The sequence below is a fragment of the Marinobacter similis genome (assembly GCF_000830985.1).
Lineage (GTDB): Bacteria > Pseudomonadota > Gammaproteobacteria > Pseudomonadales > Oleiphilaceae > Marinobacter > Marinobacter similis.
In genome coordinates, this window is record NZ_CP007151.1 from 3,824,341 (window position 1) to 3,844,790 (window position 20,450).

Here is a 20,450-nt window from a genome sequence, read left to right on the forward strand (position 1 = left end):
TTTTACCTGCATTAATAACAGCAAATGATAACGGAGAATAACCACATGTTTAAACCTTCCCGACTATCACTGGCCGTGGCAATCAGCCTTGCCCCGGGTCTGAACTGGGCCGCCGGGGACGACCTGCCCCAGATGCTTGAACCCATGGAAATCATTGGCGATGCTTCTGCCGCCCAGACCTTGCCAGGGTCAGGCTACGTTGTTGGTGAGCAGCAGATGAAAACCGAAGTTGAGACCGACATCAACCAGGTACTGAAAACCGTTCCGGGTGTCTATGTGCGGGAAGAGGAAGGTCTGGGTCTGCGCCCTAACATCGGCATCCGCGGCGCCACGGCCGAGCGCAGCAGCAATGTCACCCTGATGGAAGATGGCATTCTTATCGCACCGGCGCCCTACTCCAATCCGGCCGCCTATTATTTCCCGACGCTGAAGCGGATGTCCTCGCTGGAAGTGCTCAAGGGTGCCCCGCTGCTGCGCTATGGCCCGCAAACCACCGGCGGTGCCATCAACCTGATTTCCACACCCATTCCCGAAGAGCGGCAGGGTTATATTGAGACCGTCACCAACGACCGCGGCTCCACCGACGTTCATGTAACCTATGGTGACACGGCCGGCGACTGGGGCTACCTGCTTGAGACCGTCCAGCGCTCCGCGAAAGGCTTCAAGGAAATTGACCGCAGCAACCGCGATACCGGCTTTGATATCGAAGACTATGTCGGCAAACTGCGCTGGCAGGGTGATCGCCAAAGCGTGACCACCAAGCTGCAATACTCCGAGGAAACCTCCAACTCCAGTTACCTCGGCCTGACCGATGCGGACTTCAGCCAGGATCCGAACCGGCGTTACGGGCTGTCCAGCGTCGACCAGATGAACAACACCCACTCCGGCATCAGCCTGACCCACCAGTTCGAGTGGAGCGACACCGTGAGCAGCACCACGACCCTCTACCGCAACGACTTCAAGCGGAACTGGTTCAAGCTCAGTGGCGGTGGAAACATCATCGACGCGGCAAACGCAGGAGACGCCAATGCCCAGGGTATTCTGGACGGCACAGTTGATGCCAGCGGCCTGGATTACAAAAACAACGCCAGGGACTACCTGTCCGAGGGCGTGCAGGTAAACTTTGATGTCGACATGGGCAGCCACCAGTTTGATTTCGGCGCCCGCTACCACGAAGATGAAATGGATCGTTTCCAGCCGGTCGATGTTTATGACCAGGTCAACGGCTCTCTGGTGTTCCAGAACACTGTCGCCCCCACGGGCAGCAATAATCGCTTTGAGACCGGCGAGGCCCTGAGCTTCTGGGCGCTCGACACCTGGCAGGCGACGGACAAGCTCAGCGTTAACCTCGCCTTACGCTACGAGGATGTGAAAACCGGTCGCACCCAATACGCGGATCCCGGCCGCACAACCGTCGAGAGCACCCGCGCCAATGACAGTGCTGAACTCCTGCCCGGCGCTTCCTTTACCTATGACCTGTCCCAAAGCTGGCAGGTTCTGGGTGGAGTGCACCGGGGTTTCTCCCCTCTCGGAGGTGGCGCCAAGGCAAACGAAGAGCCGGAAACAAGCAAGAACTGGGAGGCCGGCCTTCGGTACTTTGGCAATGCGTTCTTCGCGGAAATGATCGGCTTCTACAGCGACTTCTCCAACAAAGCCGAAAACTGTTCCGTGGGATCGCCGTGCAGCAATGGCGCCACCTCCGGCAGTTTCGTAACCGGCGAGGCCGAAATTGCCGGTGTTGAGTTCCAGCTCCAGACCGGCACTCGGGCGGGAGAGTTCTACCTTCCGGTCAGCCTTACCTACACCTTTACCCAGGCGGAAATCAGCAAGGACAATGCCGCCTCGGGCCTGAAAAAAGGTGAGCAGCTCAAGGACGTACCTGAAAACCAGATGAGCTTCCGAACAGGCATGGAACACCCGAGTGGCTGGGACAACTACCTTGTGGCCACCTACACCGACGAATTGTGTGTCAGCGCGGGATGCAACAACACCGCCACGAAACTGGACGAGACCGAGTCCCTGTTCCTGGTCGATTTCATTAGCCGCTACGCACTGACCGCCAGTGCGGATGTCTTCCTGAAAGTGGACAATGTGTTCGATGAGCAGCAAATTGTCTCACGTTTGCCTGACGGCGCCATGGCAAACCTGCCACGCACCGCCTCATTGGGGGTAAGCGTCAATTTCTGACGAACAACCGGAGGGCGCTTGATTTCCGGGTGACTTCGCGTTTGCGTTGCGACATTAAAGAGCCCTGGCCCGAGGCCCAGGCTCAGAGTGCTGACAAACCCTCGCCATTTCGGCGAGGGTTTGCAGCCGCGATGCCGCCATCCAGTTCAAAGAGAACTAGCTTGAAGTGGGCTGAAGTGCGTCCTCATCATTTGCACCATCCTCGATGCGAACAGCCCGAACCAGGCGGGATACCAGTACCTTGCCATCCCCCGGGTGTCCATCCCGGGTCCTGCTCGTTCGCACAATGATGTCTACAACTTCATCGGCAACAGTTTCAGTCGCTACATCTACTTCCAGCTTGACCATCTGCACTTTCTCCAGAGGCGACTCATCGCCGACCAGATGACCAAATTCGTTGAGAGACACGACGGCAATGCTTGCCACTCCCTTGACTTTGGCCAGAGCATCAACCACATGCTCCGCCATCACCTCTCTGACATACGCCTTTATTTCATACATAAACCTTCTCCTGACTATCAGACTTCAACGTCACGACGTTCGGATGCAAACCACTGGTACACACTGGGCAACACCAACAGCGTCAGCAGCGTTGAAGTGATCAGACCGCCAACCACAACCGTTGCCAGCGGCCGCTGGACATTGGAACCAATGCCGTCTGCCAGTAGCAGGGGAATCAGCCCCAGGATAGCCACCGAGGCTGTCATCAGAACCGGCCGTAAACGGCGTTGAGCGCCCAGCTTGACTGCTTCAATGACTTCATAGCCTTCGTCCCGCAACTGATTGATGTAGCTGACCATCACCACACCGTTCAGTACGGCTACGCCAAACACCGCGATGAATCCCACAGCAGCAGGCACGGAGAGGTAAAGCCCCGTCACAAATAACGCGACAATGCCACCAGTAACCGCAAAGGGCACATTCATGAAGATCAGCGCCGCATAGCGCAGACTACTGAATGCCGAAAAGAGAAGCAGAAAAATAAGCGCCAGGGTAATAGGCACAACAATCGCCAGCCGCGCCATGGCCCTTTCCTGGTTCTCAAACTGGCCGCCGAACTCCACGAAATACCCCGGCGGCATGTCCACTTGCTCCTCAATCCGCTTGCGCAAATCCTGAACAACACCGCCCATATCGCGACCACGTACGTTCATCTGCACGTACTGTCGCCGACTGGCATTGGAGCGTGAAATCTTCTTGGGTCCCGCGTACATATCAACATCAGCTACCCGTGAAAGCGGGATCAGTTCGCCACTGTTGCCCCTGAGGGGAAGCTTCCTGATTTCATCGATGGACCCGCGATAGGACTCCTGCAGCCGGGCGAAAATCTCAAATCGCCGGACACCGTCGAAGACCAGCCCGGCGCCTTTACCACCTATACCGGTTTCAACCGTACTCATCAGGTTATCGACGCTGATGCCGAACTGCGCCAGCACTTCACGGTCGGGGCGAATAACGATCTGTTTTTTACCCGCACTCTGCTGAGCGCGGACGTCCGTTGCACCAGGCACCTCTTGCGCCAGTGCCGCCACTTCCCTGCCGATCCGGCCCAACTCGTCCAGGTCGTCGCCGAAAATGCTGGCAACCAGTTGCGCCTGAACGCCTGACAGGAGTTCGTCGGTTCTGAGCTGAATCGGTTGGGACAGATTGTTGGCAAGCCCGGGAACCCGCTCATCCAAAGCCTCTGCAATCCTGCTTTGGAGATCCTCGTAGCTCACGTCCTCTCGCCACTGATCCAGGGGCTTCAGATTGACGAGCGTCGCGACAACGTTCACAGGTTCAGGATCACCACCCACTTCGGCACGACCGATCCGGGCATAGGTGCCGGTGACCTCTGGAAATTCGTCTACAACGGACTGTATCCGTTTGCCATACTTGATGGCAGATTCCAGGCTGGCTCCAGGAGGCAGTGTCGAGCGAATCTGGAACGTGCCTTCCTGAGCGTGGGCACGAATTCGCTCCCGAGATAGGGAAACAGCAGAAGACTGCCGGCAAAAGCAATGACGGCAACGCCCATCACAATCTTAGGGGCTTTGACGACAGTATTCACCACCGGCTTGTATAGCCGGTTCAGGAACAGAACCAGCTTCGGCTCTTTGTGACGCCCACCCATCTTGAATGACAGGGAGGCCAGAACAGGCACCAACGTCAACGCGAGTAACAGCGCACCGATCAACGCAAAGCTGATGGTGTAGGCCATGGGCGAAAACAGCTTGCCTTCAACGCCCTGTAGCGTAAACAGCGGCAGAAAAACGATGATGATGATGCCAATCGCAAACACGATCGGACGAGCCACTTCCCGGGCGGACTCACCTACAAGCCTCAAAACGCTGATCTTTTCATCGGATCGCTCCTCAAGGTGTCGGAAGATGTTCTCTATCATCACGACAGCGCCGTCCACCATCATGCCGATGCCGATAGCCAGCCCCCCCAGACTCATCAGGTTGGCCGACAGGCCCGACATGCGCATAGCAATGAACGCAAAGAGTACAGACAACGGCAACGTCGCCACCACGATCAGTGTGGAACGAATATTTCCCAGGAACAGATAGAGAAAAACCAGCACCAGAACCGAGCCTTCAAGCAGCGCTTTCTCGACAGTGCCTATAGCCTTGCCCACCAAGTCTGCCTGAGAGTAATACGCTTCAATCTTCAGCCCCTCTGGGAGTGACTTGTTCAGGTCGTCGATTTTTGCATTGACGTCCTCAAGTACCTGACTGGTGTTGGTCCCGATCAACTTCATCACGTAACCGCCCACGGATTCCTCACCTGAGGACACCTCTGCGCCACGGCGAATTGCCGGTCCAAGGCCAACCTTCGCCACATCCTTGACGTAAATAGGAGATTCTCCCTCACTCTTGGACACAATGATGTTCCGGATATCTTTGATGCCTGCGGTACCGGAGTTGACCCAGCCGTAACCGCGGACAATGTACTCTTCACCTCCGCGAGTAATGAATGAGGCGCCGACGTTACGATTATTCTGGGTGAGGGCGCCGCGAACATCAGACACCGTCAGGTTCCTTGCCTGAAGCTTCTGCGCATCGATATTGACCTGGTACTGCTTTACCTCGCCGCCGATAGAAAGCACACCGGTTACGCCCGGCACGGTCCTGAGCTGGGGTTTGACAATCCAGTCCTGAATTGTGCGAATTTCCTGCAGGCTGTATTGATCTTTATCCTCAGCTTCCAGGGAATACATCAGGATGCGCCCAAGACCGCTTGCGATGGGCCCGAGTTCGGGTTCCCCCATCCCTTCGGGAATCTGGCGTTTGGCCTCGGATAGCCGTTCGTTAACTAGTCGCCTGGCGAAGTAGATATCGGTGCCATCTTCGAAATAGATGTCACCCGCGAAAGTCCGAAAATCGACGTGCTCTGCACTTTTTCTAACTTGGGAATACCATACATGCTGATCTCAACGGGATAGGAAATCAGCGTTTCGATATCAACCGGCGACAATCCAGGACTGGTAGTGAATACCTGAACCATGGTCGGTGTCGCGTCCGGAAACGCATCCACCGGCAGTTTTTGAAATGAAAATACGCCGGCAACGATCACGGCGATAGCAAAAACAAGCGTCATCAGACGATTGTTCAGCGCATAATTCACAATTGCGTTGATCATACTCCCCCCGAGTATTAGTGTCCGTGAGCGGCGCTGCGGCCACTGGCGGTAATGGCCGACATCAGATCAAAAGCGCCCACTGAAACCACTTCCGTGTTTGCGCTGATGCCGGATTTAATCTCTATCCAGTCGTTAGCCTCCTTGCCAAGAGTGACTGGAACCGCTTTGTAGGCTCCCCCTTCATTACCCGGAACAAATACAACGGACTCGTCATCGATGGTTTGCACGGCATCGTGCGGAACCAGGGGCAGTGATGCCGCCGATTGAGTCATGACTCTCGCTTTGGCATAGGTATTTGGACGAAGGTCGCCGTTGGGGGATTCGAGTACAACGCGAACCGGAATGGTGCGGGTTTCCTCATCAAGCTCATTTGAGATCCAGGACACTTCCCCGGTGTGAAAGCGGTCTTCAACCGACTTTGAGAAGACCTGAACTTCATCTCCGACGGATACCCTGCCAATGTCAGTTTCGGCAACTTGCAACATCACCCACACCACAGAGGTATCAGCTACAGTAAAAGGCGTATCTGAAGAGCTTAAGGTTTGGCCCAACCGGGCATCCATGCGCTCAATGCGCCCCTGGATAGGAGAACGGAGCGCGTACTGTGCGAGACTGCTATCTGCGGCTGACGAATCACTGCCAAAAACCGCCAGTTGCTCACGAATAGAATCGTACTCCGCTGTAATCTCAAGATAAGCGGCTTTGGCGTCCAGGAACTCTTCTTCGCTGGTGAAGCTTTCACTCCGCAATTGCTTTTCTCGCTGATACTCCGCAGTCGCGGCTTCTTTCCGAGCTTTCAACGAGTTCAGGCGGGAACGAATGCGGGCCAACTCAACGCTGTTCAACGCGGCCAACAACTGGCCTTTTTCAACCTGGTCCCCCAGATCAACAGCCAGTCTCGAAAGCTTTCCCTGCAATAGCGGCCCTACCTCAGCGACGCGATCCGGAACATAGTGAACTTCAGCTGGCGCAGTGACGATATTGTCAGCACGGCCTCGGGGCACCGTTACAGTCTGCACGGAGAGCAACTCGCTCTGCTCTGGAGTCAGATGAACTTCGCGGGCCTCACTGCCTTCAGCCGAGTGCCCAGCCTCACCCTTTTGGTGCTGCCCTCCTTCGGCTTCTTCGGCGCCGTACGCCAGTGCTGATAGACCAGAAAACTGATCGCGACAAACAATATCTGCAGATTTCGAATCATCTAAACACCTTCGATATAAGAGAACGTTCAACCATTAATTTTCTTGTCATCAGGAACCGGATGACATTGAAAGGGCACCGCCGGTGCTCACTTCCACGCCCGGACGGCGTCGATATAGTCGTGTTGCACTTGGACGTATTCCTTCCTCACCGACAAAAGATTGTCCTGAGCGGACAGGACATCGGAAGCATCGACTTTTCCCGCTTGAAGAGCTTTCTGCATAAGTTGCAGCGTTTCCTCCGAACGCTCGAGAATCGACTCGTTCATCTGGCGCAATCTGCGTACGGCGGATTCGTACTGAGCTACAGCAGATACGACCTGGCGTTCAGTAGCCAAACGCAGTGCCTCGGCCTCAAGCTCGGACATTTTCAACTGAGCCGAGGCCTTCCTTTTTTCACCGGAATAATCATGAAACACAGTCAGAGGCATCGACACACCCGCACCAAAAAGGTTGGATCTTTCCTCCCGCTCGTAGAACCCGAACACTTTCAGGTTCGGAATACTTAGACTCTTGGCCAGTTCCAGGCCGGACTCATTCGCAGCAATTCTGGCGGCTGCCGCTTTCAGATCCCCTCTCTGGCGCTGAGCATCGCGACCAGGCGATTAGTTGGTGGCAAGTTGGCACGAGCTACATTGAGTTCTCCCACGACCCCTACCGCATCGGAGGGGGACACCCCAAGAACTTCCGTCAGGTCAATTTTTGATTGCCTAAGCTTTTGCTCCGCTTCGGCCTTCTGGCTCTTAGCTCTTGCCAAGCCAATGACAGCGGTATTGAGGTCAATCCGGGTCTGTTTGCCCCGCTCAACGGACACCTCGACCAGCTCTTTGGTTCGCTGCATCAGCTCAACGGTGCGGCTTGCCGTTTCCAGCTCTTTCTGTGCAAGCAGTATTTTGAAGTAGGCTGACCGCACTCGGGCCTTGGTCGCCACCTTCAGGTATTCAAGTTCCTGCTGTTGAGAAGTGAGAGTGCTCTGAGCACGCGACTGACCGAGATCGCCCCGATTGCCCATCCAGACTTCCTGAGTAACCCGAACCTCGTAATTCAGTGACTGATCCGCCTGATCTGGATTATCACGCCACTCAGCTCAAGCTCCGGGTTGCTGGGCGCCCAGCGGCTGGCATGATCGAGCTCAGCTTCTTGCATGGACACTGCAGCCCGCCTCAAAGCCAACACCGGGCTATTCTCAAATGCCATTACCATTGCCTCTCTCAAGGAGACAGCCTGGCTGGCCTTGGCTCGTTGGTACTCCTTGAGTGAAACGCTCTCCCCGGCCGTGGCCGCCGCCGAAGGCATGACGTTCAAGATTCCGGGTACTATCAGCACCCACAACAACAGTCGTTTGTTCATTCAATATCATCCTGGCTATTTGACTGAGATACATGAATCAGCGTTTTCGCCGTAAATGCCAGGACGACCCTACAGACAGACCTTTAAATCAGTCTGAATTCGGCGTCATCAAACCTAAACTCGTACGGAGTTCAACGAAACTATGGCGGGGTATACGTCAAAAAGTGGTGAAAGAAAGGGACAAAAGAGGAGGGCATCATCCAGCGCATGGGAGGGAGCACAGATGAAAAAAACGACGGGCCTATTTCAGCCCGTCGTTGGGTCCAATTATGTGAAGCAACACTATGAACGATTAAAAATCGAACTGCGCAGCCAGTTGCAGGCGAGTGTTATCAGCAGATTCGCCGTTGGCCAGCTCTTTGTCTGCGAAGGAAAGCTCCAATCCCAGCGTTACCGGGTCAGCAACTTTGTAGAAGTTGCTGAAGTGAACGCTTTGCAGAGTTTCAAAGGAGTTCGGGAACAGATCTGCTGGCTGATCGCCCTCTACGCGCCCATAGGACAGACCAGAGGAGAACTTCGGCGTCCACTGCTGACTGATAGCAACGTTGGCACCGTATGCCTCAATGGTTTCAAGATCGCCGTTGGCGTCGATGTATGCCTCGCCAATACCAGTGCGGCTAGTGCTGCTGTCATTATTACTGAAGGAACTGTAGATGTAACGACCCACGCCGTCACCAAAGATCGCCCCTGCCATGAGCGTGGTGGCGTCGGTCAGGTTTAGCCGACCAGCAATCAAAACGCCATAACCAAAGGCGTTATCGTCGCCCGTAGCAGCTGCAGAGTCAGTCTGAAGCGAACGTGCCAGACCGGCAACTTCAATGCCACCAGAACTGCCGGCCCACTTGTACTTGGCAGTCAGATCCGGCGCATTATCGCGAGAGCCGTCAAAACCCGTTGTTTCCGGATTCTCAGCGGACACCGAAATATTAGCACCGCCGCCAAGAGGCATGGTGTAGCGCAATTGTGCCTGACGAATAAAAGAAACACCTACTGGGCCGTCGAAATCAACGGTGGACGGATAGGCGGTAAATTGCATGAAGTTATTTCAGGTTTGACCGGCGAGCAGGCCGTTCAGCTCGCCATAAGCGTGACGAAGACGCAGCCTCTGGAGTTGGAGAAAATTTCATTACCGCCACCACCGTAGAAGTCACCTTCAACGGTCGTTTTGACATCGCCCACTTCGGTTGGCGTGGTTGTCTTAATGCGAACCCGTGATTGTCGAGCATGGGCTCGGAATGAAGGGTCGCTCTCGCTATTAGCAGTGTCAAGGCCTGCTACGAACAGGCTGTCACCCATGTCCTGATCAAAATCATAGATCATATCCAGCTTGACATAACCACCGATTGTTACAGTGGTGTTGGTGCCAGGCACCATCCAACCTTCCGACCCCTTACTTTCCGCCATGTCATCCAATTGGCGCTGCAAATCATTAATCTGTGTCTGAAGTTCAGTTGCAGATTACGCATGAACAGACGGGGCCATCAGACCCGTAACCGCAAGCGCTAGTGTTGCTCTCATCGCTAACCTGAGTTTATTAGTTTGCATTGTGAATCAGTCTCCGTGAGCCTTTGTTGTATGTCATCTGACCGGTACGTGGCCCTGAACAAACCGACAGCTAACGCGCTTCAGTTGTCGGCCACTACCGGTAAGTGGTTCATTGTTCTCGCTCTTTTCGCCAGAACAACGACTTGCCATTGATAGCAGATGAACTTGAAACGAAATTGAAAAAACGCCTCCTTAACACCTTTGTATCAACGACCCCGTCGCACCCGCTTTTCTAGCCGTGCTCTCTTTTCATCGTCTAATTTTATTTTTTCAAGCTTAGTTAAAGTTCATCTGTTTCCATCAGGGTGCAGATCATTCAACTCAAAGGTGACTCTATGAGAAAACATCTCTTGCTCACATCTCTAGCATTAACCTTGGCAGCAGGAAGTCTCCATGCCTCTGAGGCCAATGATGATAAGCTGAAACAAAACATGCTCTCCGAAAGCAGCGTTCAGGACATGAAGAGACAGCATAGGGTAATGACACAGGCAGCCTCATCTGAAGTGGGCATGGAGGCACGCCGAAAATTGATATTATCGAATAAGGACGATATCTATCACGAGATGATCAAATCGGGAGACATCAATCTATCTGAATCAGACCAATCTTCAAAAGATAAGCTCATTCATTAGAAAAATGTCGCACTAATAGCTTTTTCGATTGAATAATAGAAACTTGTCGATACATGACATTTTTAAACCAGTTGCATCGTGAATGGTCTCCACCATTCCGTCTTGCCGCACTACTTTTGTAGTGCGGCTTTTTTAAACCTAGATTTAATCGATAACAACTTCTAACCACCTGCTTGGCAGACAACATGCCCAGAAAGAAACAACGTCCTTCAATAAAACGGAAACTGCTTACTTTCCTGACACTAACGGGTTTCGCGTGTACCGGACTAATATTCTTCTCACACACCCTTTTAATCGACTATATCCATGACGAGCTTCACAGACAGCAGCTACAGGCTGCAGCTAACCAGCTCTCAAAGATACTAACAAGTGATAAAAAAGAAATTACAAAACATTCTCTCAGAAATTTTTCTTTGTCTCAATATTCTGTTCACATCGAAGACAGTCAGGGTCGGAGTTTTACAAGCGAGAACATTAAACCGAAATTACAGGTGGTAGAATCGTTCAGAAATCCTGGAATTTTTCACATATCGGATGATGATCGCTCAATCCTTGGCTATTACAAAATATTTAATAACAGACAAGATAAACTAAGCGTTACTATAATTGAAAAAAGCTCCTACTCCCCAAACACGCTTGACAAAATTCACGTTCTTATATGGATAATATCTTTTGCAATTCTCGTTACGATATCAATGATCATATTTATTGGGGTAACTATCGCACTAAAACCCTTAAAAATGATGAGTTCCCAATTAACGTCGCTTAAAAAGGGTGAGCGTAATAGACTGGATGAGAACGTACCTGAAGAATTCAATGAACTTGTCAAACATCTTAATCGTCTATTAGAGTCGTACGACAAAAAACTTACCCGTTCACGCCACCTAGCCGCAGATATTTCTCATAGCTTAAAAACCCCCCTTGCCGTCATAAACTCCATGATCAATGACGAAGCCATTCCCACCACAATCGCGAGTCAAATTAAGTCTCAACTGTCTGAAATGCACGAGCTGATCGACACTCAAATGAGAAAAACCGAAATGTCCGGTCAGTACATTGGAAAGGCGACACCAATCATTGAGAGAACTCTGGCACTGGTGGACGTAGTCAGTCGAATCTATCCTTACAAACAGATCCATCTTCAAGAAACATTACCCAGAGAGCTTGTCTGGCCAATTGATGAGCGTGATTTTAATGAGATCTTGGGCAATGTGCTTGATAATGCTAGCAAATGGTGCTCTCAGGAAGCTCATCTACACTTGAAACTTCACGATGACACTTTGACTATTCTTGTTGAAGATGACGGCCCAGGAGTGGCTTCACACCAACTTGCCGATCTTACCAGGCGCCAGAAAAGACTGGACGAAAAAACCCCTGGCTATGGCCTTGGCCTATCAATCGTTGAGGAAATCATCAATGACTACGGTGGCGCCATGCATTTTTCTATATCACCCAAAGGTGGTCTTCGGGTTCTAATCGAGCTTTCCAGAAGCATTTGAGACTACAAGGGCAACTTATCCAGCTTTAGTCAGCGACCAGCAGGCATAGCAGCGCGATACACCAACGTCTCAACGTCAAAACTGTCGCTTTGGACTGAGTTTTCATCAGGCGACATAAAGAATAATCCTGTATTGCCTGATACGGGGGACACCGGAGCCGACGTTAGAAAACTTGTTGACTGCGTTTCGGGAGATTTTCCGGATCTCAGCGTCAACCAATCAACTCGCGTATCATAAACACCTATCCTATCTTCGGCTGCCCTGGATTCCTGTGGAATCCCGATATTAACTGCGTCCTCACCGGAGCGTACTAGCAGGTTCGGCAAAAATAGTGTTTGCCTCGGACTAAACACCAGCTCAGGCGACACGTCGTAAGTCATACTCGTACCCGCAACCCGGTTTCCAATCTCATAGTCCAGATGTGGGCCCTCAGTGCCAGCAGGGAAAAATGAAACCTTCCCTTGGGAGACGGTCACCATAGTCAAAGGTCCCGGTTTGTTCTGAACAACGGCACCAATTACCCGAAACACTGGCGTGTATCGGCTCAACTTTTCATGATCGACCTTATCGAGATCAGGCCCGCTCGGCGATATTAATATCTCATAAATCTCTGAACCAAACCCCTGCTCTGAGTAGAAAGACTGCCCGATAATAGTTTCCCGGCGACCGTCAGCATCCAAATCCTGCAATCCCAATATTAAGGGAATGAAACCGATGGCTTCGGCCTCCCCCTCGGCCAACTGGATCAAAGAACTTGAAACGCGACGGCCATTCCACTGATTTAAAATGAGGTAGTATGAGTTCTCTGAAACGTACCAGTCCATTCGGATGACTTTCTCCCGACGGGGCACCTCAATGGACGCCAGGCTCTGAACAGCCCCACTGGAATCAACACGGAAAAAGCTGAGTTTGTTTCCATGCTCCGCCGCAAAATAGTAATCGCTGCCAGAACGAAACGCGGACAACGACTTTGCGTTGATGGGCAGTCTGGCAAATGGAGACGCTAAAACCTCCTCCTCAACTGAACCTACCCGACGTTCTTCATCATCGGTCTGTACGATGCCGACCAACCAGGTGTTATTGTAGGTCGCAACGGCTTGACCTCTCCCGGTAACTTGAAAGCGCACCAATGGCACATCGTTTGACGCCTCTGGCTCGTCCCGCCACAAAAGATCAGGAAATCGGGCTTTCAACGCCGGCTTTACCGCCCTGGGGTCGCCGGCTCTGTCAGTAAACACCGCCGGGATACCGTAAAAGCGTTTCGCTACAGCGCCAACGGAGGGCATCGTTCCAAACAGCACTTTCCCTACTGCTTGATCCTTTCCGATACTCTCGATACCGATGACTGAAGGATTTTGTTCCGGGATGCCTGCATTATCAGGCTCCCGCAACACAACAAATAAATCACCCACCTCAACAGTGGCATCGTCAACTGTGAGGGAAAGCACTTTTTGATCACGATCTACCTGAGTGACCTTTGCCTTTGCTGGATGCTCACGCTCAACCGCCTGTACCGCACCAGCTAGTAGTAGCATCAGGAACACAAATACTGCAGAACGAGTCATCATAGGAAAAAGTCACTTAATGCGGATTCATTTCGTATAACAAAAGCGGGGTGGCGCTCCCACCACCCCGTTCTTGTTAGAACTTGTACCTTACCCGACCGGCAACATGAACAATGTCCTGATCGCTTTTGCCGTCCTGTAAGGCAGTTTCCTCCAGCGCATCCATGGCATCGCCTGATGCCAGGTATGCAGCTTCTGCCGACAGCTCAAGCGAAGGGTATGGGAAATACGAGACCTTGGAGCCAAATTCCAGTCCGAGATCTTTTGAGGACGATCCATCGGCAAGTGCAATGTCCTCAGCCAAGCGGTTGTAGACAATCATTCCGCTGACCGTAATATTGGCCGCTACTTTATGATCGAGCTGTAGCTTGTTCATGAAATACCCTTTGTCGAGGATATAGGGCGTTTCGGCGAAGTAGTCATCGCTCGTCATGTTTTCCTGAAAAATCATACTGTCGCTGAAGTCGACATCCGTGGCGATGAAGGCGTCGAAGTCCCCGTCTTGCTCATTGCCATCGCCCGATGCGTAGAGCACGGTGTACGTCAGTTGGTTTGGTCCAAATTGCAGCCCGAGCTCGCCGCGTCCCAGAAAGGTCGAAAGGTCATAGTTCGTATTGGGATTCGTAGCACCATTCAATGGGACGAAATTTACACCTTCTATTGTTCCGCTTTGGCCAATCACCGTACCCTTCACGAACATGCGCCTAGCGACGTCTCCTGACCATAATCCATCTCCACCCCGAAGCTGGAAACGGAATATTTGGAGTTATCAGCGATACTCTTCAGTTCATACTCCCTGCTATTTACCGTACCTACTCCCTCAGCAATTTGATCATTCATCTGATAGAGATAGAATAGGCCCGCGCTCAGGTTCGGTGAGTAACGCTTGTTCAGGTTGATCGCGAAGTTGTCCGCGCCATCCCAGCCTTCGTCCTGTTCTGAGTCGACGCCGCTCTCATTGGAAGAGTCACCTCGCCCCCATAACAACTGATAGTCAAATCCAGAGCCCAGTGAGCCTTTCCAAACAGCGGCTGTGGCGGTTTCAGTCCAGACATGTCGGTTCACTGACACTGGCTGCAAGCCCAGCGAGACGCGCTGGTCTAGCGTGTTGGGCACCAAGAAATCCACATAAGCCCACCGTGTTTCGATGTTCACACCATCACCGGAATAGTCGCCACCCGACCCCTCACCGTAGCGGATGCCACCAATCTCCGTCGCGAATACACCGGTAACTTTCTTGTCGTCGGAAGTTGCCTTCGCCCAGAAGCGATATTTGACCTCGCCGAAGCTCTCGGTCGGCTCGTCATCTTTCAGCGTACCGCCACCTGAGTTACCACCAGAAAACCAGTCTCTTTGATTGGTGTAAGCCTGAAAGCGGTTATCCATATCACCGTGAAATTCAATCTCCGCTGCCGTCGCGGCCCAACTTCCCGACAGTGTTGTCATCCCTGCAATCGCAGTGGCCAGAATGTTGCGTTTCAATGTAATCCCCTCCAGTTTCTTTCTTGATTGTTTGTGATATCCGATTCGTACGGATCGTGGCGTAAATCTAAAAACCAGCTAGAACAACGGACTAAAGGTCAAAAAAAAAGGCGGGAATGAAGCATTCCCGCCATTAAATAACCTTAGTTAACTCGCAAGTAGGCTCTCACACGAACCTTAAATGAACTTGAAATCCGGAAAAGATTTCAGATACGTCGGTCTCCCTGTATTCAGCGATCACGCTCGACCCTACATGGAAAACTTATGCTCGAAGCCCACACCAAATGTGGAGTCCTCAGAGTCAGCCAAGTCCGCCTCCACCTGAGACACGTAAGCATAAACCTTACTCTTGCTAGCCAGTTTATAATCGAGCCCCAAGGCCAGCAGGGTTAGCTCCTCGTTTGTTGTCTCGGCTTCTGTCAGTCCGTACTGCGCCTTGATCTTCCAACGCTCAAGGTTAACGGCACCGCCAACCAGATAAGACGTATCTTCTCCAGGGCCATCGCTTTCTTCTGCCAACTGGTAAACTGCGCCGATCTCGAAGTTGTTTAATCGGACCTTCCCTACGGTTCGCAGGATATTGAGACGACTATCGCCACTTGAATCGGCTTCCAGTGAATCTTCGATATCAGAATCGTAGGCAATACTGCCGTAGAAATGGTCGTTCTCAAACGTAAAAGAGCTGGAAACTGCATCCGCAGGTCCGTCGTTCTCTGCCCCAGCTGACTGCTCTTCACCCGGGATGACGGCAACACTAACGCCCACAGCATCAAACAGACGTGGAGAACTGTATTGAACAATGTTGCTGGTCCGATTTTCACCAGCCATGATATTTTTTATATCCGCCTGTAGGTCGTTGAACTGGTCAACCTTGCCCTGCGCTGACTTTAAAGGTGTGTCAAATTTTCCCGCAATCAGTGCACCAAGGTTCGCCTGCTTGAAGCCACCGTAAATATTACGCTGCGAGAAAGTCTGGCCATCCTTATCTCCATCATCAATCGATATTTCAAATTCTGCCTTGTAGATCGCCTCCAAGCCTTCGAGGTCGGTATTGAGCGCCCCTTTTACCCCTAGACGGGACGCATTACTCTGGAGCTTCCAGGTATCGCTATTACCGTCGTCCTGGTTTTCATATGAAACATTGGCTTTGCCGTACAGGATAGGACCTTCCGCCGCTAGTGCATTCATTGAAGTTACTGCAACCCCACCAAACACCAACATTGATAGACACTTTTTCATGAGCACCTCTTCAGATTAGATAGATTCAAAATGACACTTGAAGTCTTTCAAATGCTGAGTAGATGGTGCTTTGCATTTATTGCAGAGTTGTTACATTTTTAAATTTTTTCTTTGTATTTCAACAACCTAAAACAAAAACCTTTTATTATATCCTTTGACACTGAATTGAACTTGAATATAAGCGGCTGTCTTCGTACATCGCGTCGTGGGCACGGAGGCGATTTCCGTCTGACTTCAGGTCATCCATTGAGCTCTTCTGTTCGCTCCCTGTAGCTGCCCCGCTAAACCGGACACCACCTTGTTAATTTGATGCCAGCTCTGCCCGGTATTCCCCGGGCGATCTAATTGTTCCGCCCGTTCACGCCCTTTTTCCAGCGACCGGCCTGCCAAGACAATGTCGCTGTCGATCCGTTGCCCAAGAGTGTTGCAATAGCCGCCCCTGCAGCTCCGTAGCTACCAAGGATTAGTACGGTCTTGTTGCCCTGCCTCATCGTTGCTCAAACTCCTTTTAATGTGCTCCAGTTCAACTCTTTAGTTACTACAGGGTCATACCGCAAGTCGTCGAATCGCGGTGGGTTCACCAGTGTCGTCAAAAACTAACAACTTAACGTTGACCCTGTAGTGACTACAGGGTTTTAAATAACGGATTTGTGTGAGAACCGGAGCCGCGAAAATGAGCAAACCCTGCGATGGACAGTGTGGCAGCGAAGATTCAGTCGTAAACAATGAGCTTCAGAGACCCGTCACCGCCGAAACAGACAGCCAGCTCAGCACCTACAGCGTGCCAAAAATGGATTGCCCCTCAGAAGAGCGAATGATTCGAGTGGCGCTCACGGGTTTTGACAACATTCAGTCACTCTCATTCGACCTATCGAATCGAAAGCTGGAAATTATCCATCAAGGCGAAGTCAGACCTATTACCAGCAAACTGGAAACCCTGGGTCTGGGCGCTTCCTTGCAGAAGACAGAAGACGCCAGCCCTGAGTCCGTCAGGGCGGCTGAATCGTCTCATGCCAACGAGACTGAGGAATCCGGCACTTTATGGATACTGCTGGCAATCAACGGCCTGATGTTTCTGGTCGAGATGACGATGGGCCTGATCGCGCAGTCTGCTGGCCTAATTGCAGACTCGCTAGACATGCTTGCCGACGCTGCCGTCTACGGTCTTGCTCTTTACGCCGTTGGGCACGGCATCAAAATGCAGGTCAGAGCTGCGCATGTGGCTGGCATTCTCCAGCTTATCCTTGCCGTCGGTGTACTGGTTGAGGTTGGCAGGCGTTTTCTGTTCGGCAGTGATCCCCAGTCGTCAATGATGATGACCGTCGCCTCTGTTGCTCTCGTTGCCAACATCAGCTGCCTTCTTCTGATCGCAAAACACCGTGAAGGCGGTGCTCACATGAAAGCCAGCTGGATCTTTTCGGCCAATGATGTGGTTATCAATCTGGGAGTTATCCTTGCGGGGCTTCTTGTTGCCTGGACCGGTTCAAACTATCCGGATCTGGTTATTGGCGGCGTTGTGGGAGGCATTGTATTCATTGGTGCCAAGCGCATCCTTGCACTAAAAGGATAATTCGATGTCTGAACACCGTGCTAGTTTTTCTACGTTTATCTTTCTCGGCTTTTCCACACTGGTAGCGCTGGCCGACCAGCTTATTAAATGGCTCGTCCAGCAATCCATGGCTTACGGGCAATCGGTTGAGATCACTCCTTTCTTTAATTGGGTGCACGTATGGAATAAAGGCGCTGCCTTTAGTCTCTTCGCCGATGGCGGGGGCTGGCAGCGATATTTTTTTATTGCGATAGCCGTTGTCGTCTCGGCTGTTCTGGTCAAATTGATGCGGGACAGCCATAAGCGAACAGAAGCCCTGGCCTATGCGATGGTACTTGGCGGTGCATTCGGAAATGTCATCGACCGAGTTTTCCGAGGCTACGTTGTCGATTACCTGGATTTCCATTGGCAATCTTGGCATTGGCCGGCGTTCAACCTTGCCGACGTGTTCATCCTCCTGAGCGTGGCCATGATTTTGGTCACGGGCTTCACAGCCGAGAAAGGTGCCGGGAATAACATGGAAAATCGCCAGAATGGCTAGTTTTCGCGCGGTCGCAACACTCGCTAAGCCCTCTGAGCCAGGCTTAGCGAGTGTTGCGACTACGTTTAATTGAACAGCAACGACCAAGGAGAAAACAATGGGCCACGAGCATGCTCACATGTCACCGGATACTAAGGATAAGAGAGTTGCAGTAGCTATCTGGGCGAACGGTATCCTAACCTTGGCTCAGATCGCTGGAGGGATCTTCGCTGGCAGCTTGGCGCTGATAGCCGACGCTATACACAACTTTTCGGATATGGCGTCACTATTTATCGCATTTGCGGCGCGGAAGATTGCACGCCGCCCGGCCGACTCGAAGATGACCTTTGGCTACGGGAGAATTGAGGTTGTTGCGGCACTCATAAATTACACCACTTTGATAATGATCGGGGCATATTTGATCTACGAAGGTGGCATGCGATTCATAGATCCCCCGGAAATCAAGGGGTGGTGGGTAGTTTGGCTTGGCATTATCGCATTGGTAGTGGATGGTTTGACCGCGCTGCTTACTTACTCCATGCAAAAGGACAGCGTCAACATCCGTGCGCTGTTTCTACACAACTTGTCTGATGCGTTTGCGTCAATTGCAGTCGTTGTAGGCGGCGCCCTGATTCTCCTGTACGACATGCGTTGGGTTGATCCCGCGATCACAATTGGTATCGCAAGCTATATTCTCTACCTGGGTCTAACGGAAATCGGCGGAACCATCCGGACACTCATGCTGGGTAGTCCATTGGATATCGACACAGATTCTGTCATCGAGGCTTTATCAAACGTAGAAGGCGTTTTAGACCTTCACCACGTACATTTCTGGCAGATGGGTGAGCATGATGCCTCCCTCGACGCCCATGTGGTGGTCGAAATAAGTGCCTGGAATGAACTTGAAAAAGTCAAGGGTGGGATAAAACGAACTTTGGAAAACGAGTTCGGCATCACTCATTCAACATTGGAGTTTGAACATCCTGATCACAGTCACAAAGATGCCCATACTTATGGCCATGGCTAGCAGGCTGCTGAAAAGGGTACCGTGTGGCAGATATGCTGCGAATGGCCGACATTCCACTCGGTTACGAGCACGCCATGCGAGACGTAATTGAACGCCACCAGGTCTGGGCCTACCTCATCGCTGTTGTTTTCGGACTGTCTGTGGATTGGACATCGTCCCTCGGTGACAGTGTGCCGGATTACTTAATCTGGGGGTTGCTCGGAGTTCTGCTCTACGCCACATTTACTCAAACACCGTTGACCCACCTGTCTGATATGTTCCGGGACCGTCGGTTCATGGGTGCCTTGCTCACCGGAAATTTTCTGGTCATGCCGGCGATCACTGCCTTGCTGATATTGGCGCTGCCGGACAATGACGCGCTGAAGTTGGGAGTGCTTCTGGTATTGCTGATGCCCTGTACCGACTGGTTTGTCACCTTCACTCACCTAGCAAGGGGGACAGCACCCGAGCCATTGCGGCAACACCGGTTCTGCTGATTGCTCAACTGGGTCTTCTTCCACTTTACCTCTGGCTTTTCATGGGTAATCAGTTCGACGTGAATCTTGAGCTTGGGCGGCACCTCCTGCCGGCCTTTGGCGGGCTGATTATTGTCCCGCTTATCCTGGCATTTCTGACTGAAAAACGGGCCGAAAACTCCAGAAAAGTCACCGGGTTTATTCGCTTCATGGGCCTGATTCCGGTCCCTCTGCTTACAGTCGTACTTTTTATCATCACAATGACACAGGTCAGCCAGATCACCAGTACCGGCCCACTCATCTGGCCCTTGATGATTGTGTTCTCAACCTATCTTCTAGCCGCGGCTCTGGTTGGAAAGGCTCTGCGCTGGGTCTTTCGATTACCGGTGGAAACCGGTCGCACCGTCACCTTCAGCCTTGGAACACGCAACTCCTTCGTGGTTTTACCTTTGGCACTTTCAATGCCAGAGGCGTGGGCTGCGGCCGTTGTAGTGATTGTCGTGCAGTCCCTGGTGGAACTGTTTGGAATGATGCTTTATCTGCGGTGGGTGCCTAGTCGGCTGCTACCGAACACCTGAAA

The 20,450-nt window shown here is 52.0% G+C and carries 19 protein-coding genes and 1 pseudogene; 8 read left to right on the forward strand and 12 right to left on the reverse strand.

The window, feature by feature from the left end; translation table 11 throughout:
• The first annotated feature begins 45 nt into the window (after positions 1–45).
• Positions 46–2,187 (forward strand): TonB-dependent receptor family protein, encoded by a 2,142-nt coding sequence (locus AU14_RS17670; RefSeq protein ID WP_041343094.1) that lies wholly within the window; start codon positions 46–48, stop codon positions 2,185–2,187.
• A gap of 156 nt (positions 2,188–2,343) precedes the next feature.
• On the opposite strand, the gene AU14_RS17675 is transcribed toward AU14_RS17670, so the two are convergent.
• From AU14_RS17675 to AU14_RS22390, 8 genes and pseudogenes are all read right to left on the reverse strand, one after another.
• Positions 2,344–2,688, reverse strand: a complete 345-nt coding sequence (locus AU14_RS17675; protein ID WP_041343096.1) for a P-II family nitrogen regulator — start codon at positions 2,686–2,688, stop codon at positions 2,344–2,346.
• 17 nt (positions 2,689–2,705) lie between these two features.
• Positions 2,706–5,811, reverse strand: a pseudogene (locus AU14_RS24005) (efflux RND transporter permease subunit).
• Between the two features lie 14 nt (positions 5,812–5,825).
• The gene (locus tag AU14_RS17685) at positions 5,826–6,830 is read right to left on the reverse strand and encodes an efflux RND transporter periplasmic adaptor subunit (RefSeq protein ID WP_236744194.1); all 1,005 of its coding nucleotides are present in this window, start codon (positions 6,828–6,830) and stop codon (positions 5,826–5,828) included.
• A gap of 266 nt (positions 6,831–7,096) precedes the next feature.
• Positions 7,097–7,576 (reverse strand): TolC family protein, encoded by a 480-nt coding sequence (locus AU14_RS22375; protein ID WP_407942862.1) that lies wholly within the window; start codon positions 7,574–7,576, stop codon positions 7,097–7,099.
• Positions 7,573–8,019 (reverse strand): TolC family protein, encoded by a 447-nt coding sequence (locus AU14_RS22380; protein ID WP_236744196.1) that lies wholly within the window; start codon positions 8,017–8,019, stop codon positions 7,573–7,575. The genes AU14_RS22375 and AU14_RS22380 overlap by 4 nt, the downstream gene beginning before the upstream one ends.
• A gap of 32 nt (positions 8,020–8,051) precedes the next feature.
• Positions 8,052–8,357, reverse strand: a complete 306-nt coding sequence (locus AU14_RS22385) for a hypothetical protein (protein ID WP_236744197.1) — start codon at positions 8,355–8,357, stop codon at positions 8,052–8,054.
• A 292-nt stretch (positions 8,358–8,649) separates the two neighbouring features.
• Positions 8,650–9,393 carry a hypothetical protein gene (locus tag AU14_RS17695; protein ID WP_236744198.1) on the reverse strand — a complete coding sequence of 248 codons (744 nt, stop codon included), beginning with the start codon at positions 9,391–9,393 and terminating at the stop codon, positions 8,650–8,652.
• A gap of 35 nt (positions 9,394–9,428) precedes the next feature.
• Positions 9,429–9,761 carry a porin gene (locus AU14_RS22390; RefSeq protein WP_330217999.1) on the reverse strand — a complete coding sequence of 111 codons (333 nt, stop codon included), beginning with the start codon at positions 9,759–9,761 and terminating at the stop codon, positions 9,429–9,431.
• Positions 9,762–10,237: 476 nt separating this feature from the next.
• On the opposite strand from AU14_RS22390, the gene AU14_RS17700 reads away from it, so the two are divergent.
• Complete coding sequence (locus tag AU14_RS17700) at positions 10,238–10,534, forward strand: hypothetical protein (protein WP_041343099.1); 297 nt, start codon at positions 10,238–10,240, stop codon at positions 10,532–10,534.
• 185 nt (positions 10,535–10,719) lie between these two features.
• Entirely contained in the window at positions 10,720–12,033 is a 1,314-nt protein-coding gene (locus AU14_RS17705; protein WP_041343102.1) for an ATP-binding protein, read from the forward strand.
• A gap of 29 nt (positions 12,034–12,062) precedes the next feature.
• On the opposite strand, the gene AU14_RS17710 is transcribed toward AU14_RS17705, so the two are convergent.
• The 4 genes from AU14_RS17710 to AU14_RS17720 all read right to left on the reverse strand — a co-directional run bounded on the left by AU14_RS17710 (position 12,063) and on the right by AU14_RS17720 (position 16,319).
• Entirely contained in the window at positions 12,063–13,601 is a 1,539-nt protein-coding gene (locus AU14_RS17710; protein ID WP_041343104.1) for a hypothetical protein, read from the reverse strand.
• A gap of 73 nt (positions 13,602–13,674) precedes the next feature.
• Entirely contained in the window at positions 13,675–14,298 is a 624-nt protein-coding gene (locus AU14_RS22395; protein ID WP_236744200.1) for a hypothetical protein, read from the reverse strand.
• A complete protein-coding gene (locus tag AU14_RS22400) occupies positions 14,289–15,080 on the reverse strand; it encodes a hypothetical protein (protein WP_236744201.1) in 792 nt (263 codons plus the stop codon). The genes AU14_RS22395 and AU14_RS22400 overlap by 10 nt, the downstream gene beginning before the upstream one ends.
• A 249-nt stretch (positions 15,081–15,329) precedes the next feature.
• Complete coding sequence (locus tag AU14_RS17720; RefSeq protein ID WP_236744202.1) at positions 15,330–16,319, reverse strand: porin; 990 nt, start codon at positions 16,317–16,319, stop codon at positions 15,330–15,332.
• Between the two features lie 673 nt (positions 16,320–16,992).
• Here AU14_RS17720 and AU14_RS17725 point away from each other — a divergent pair.
• The 5 genes from AU14_RS17725 to AU14_RS19955 all read left to right on the forward strand — a co-directional run bounded on the left by AU14_RS17725 (position 16,993) and on the right by AU14_RS19955 (position 20,448).
• On the forward strand, positions 16,993–17,889 hold the full coding sequence (locus tag AU14_RS17725; RefSeq protein WP_041343110.1) for a cation transporter: 897 nt from the start codon (positions 16,993–16,995) through the stop codon (positions 17,887–17,889).
• A gap of 4 nt (positions 17,890–17,893) precedes the next feature.
• Positions 17,894–18,409, forward strand: coding sequence for a signal peptidase II (gene lspA, locus AU14_RS17730; RefSeq protein ID WP_011786687.1), 516 nt, complete (start codon positions 17,894–17,896; stop codon positions 18,407–18,409).
• 97 nt (positions 18,410–18,506) lie between these two features.
• Positions 18,507–19,415 (forward strand): cation diffusion facilitator family transporter, encoded by a 909-nt coding sequence (locus tag AU14_RS17735; protein WP_008169406.1) that lies wholly within the window; start codon positions 18,507–18,509, stop codon positions 19,413–19,415.
• 32 nt (positions 19,416–19,447) lie between these two features.
• A complete protein-coding gene (locus AU14_RS19950) occupies positions 19,448–19,891 on the forward strand; it encodes a hypothetical protein (protein ID WP_236744653.1) in 444 nt (147 codons plus the stop codon).
• Between the two features lie 41 nt (positions 19,892–19,932).
• Complete coding sequence (locus AU14_RS19955; RefSeq protein ID WP_201773495.1) at positions 19,933–20,448, forward strand: hypothetical protein; 516 nt, start codon at positions 19,933–19,935, stop codon at positions 20,446–20,448.
• Positions 20,449–20,450: the final 2 nt, after the last annotated feature.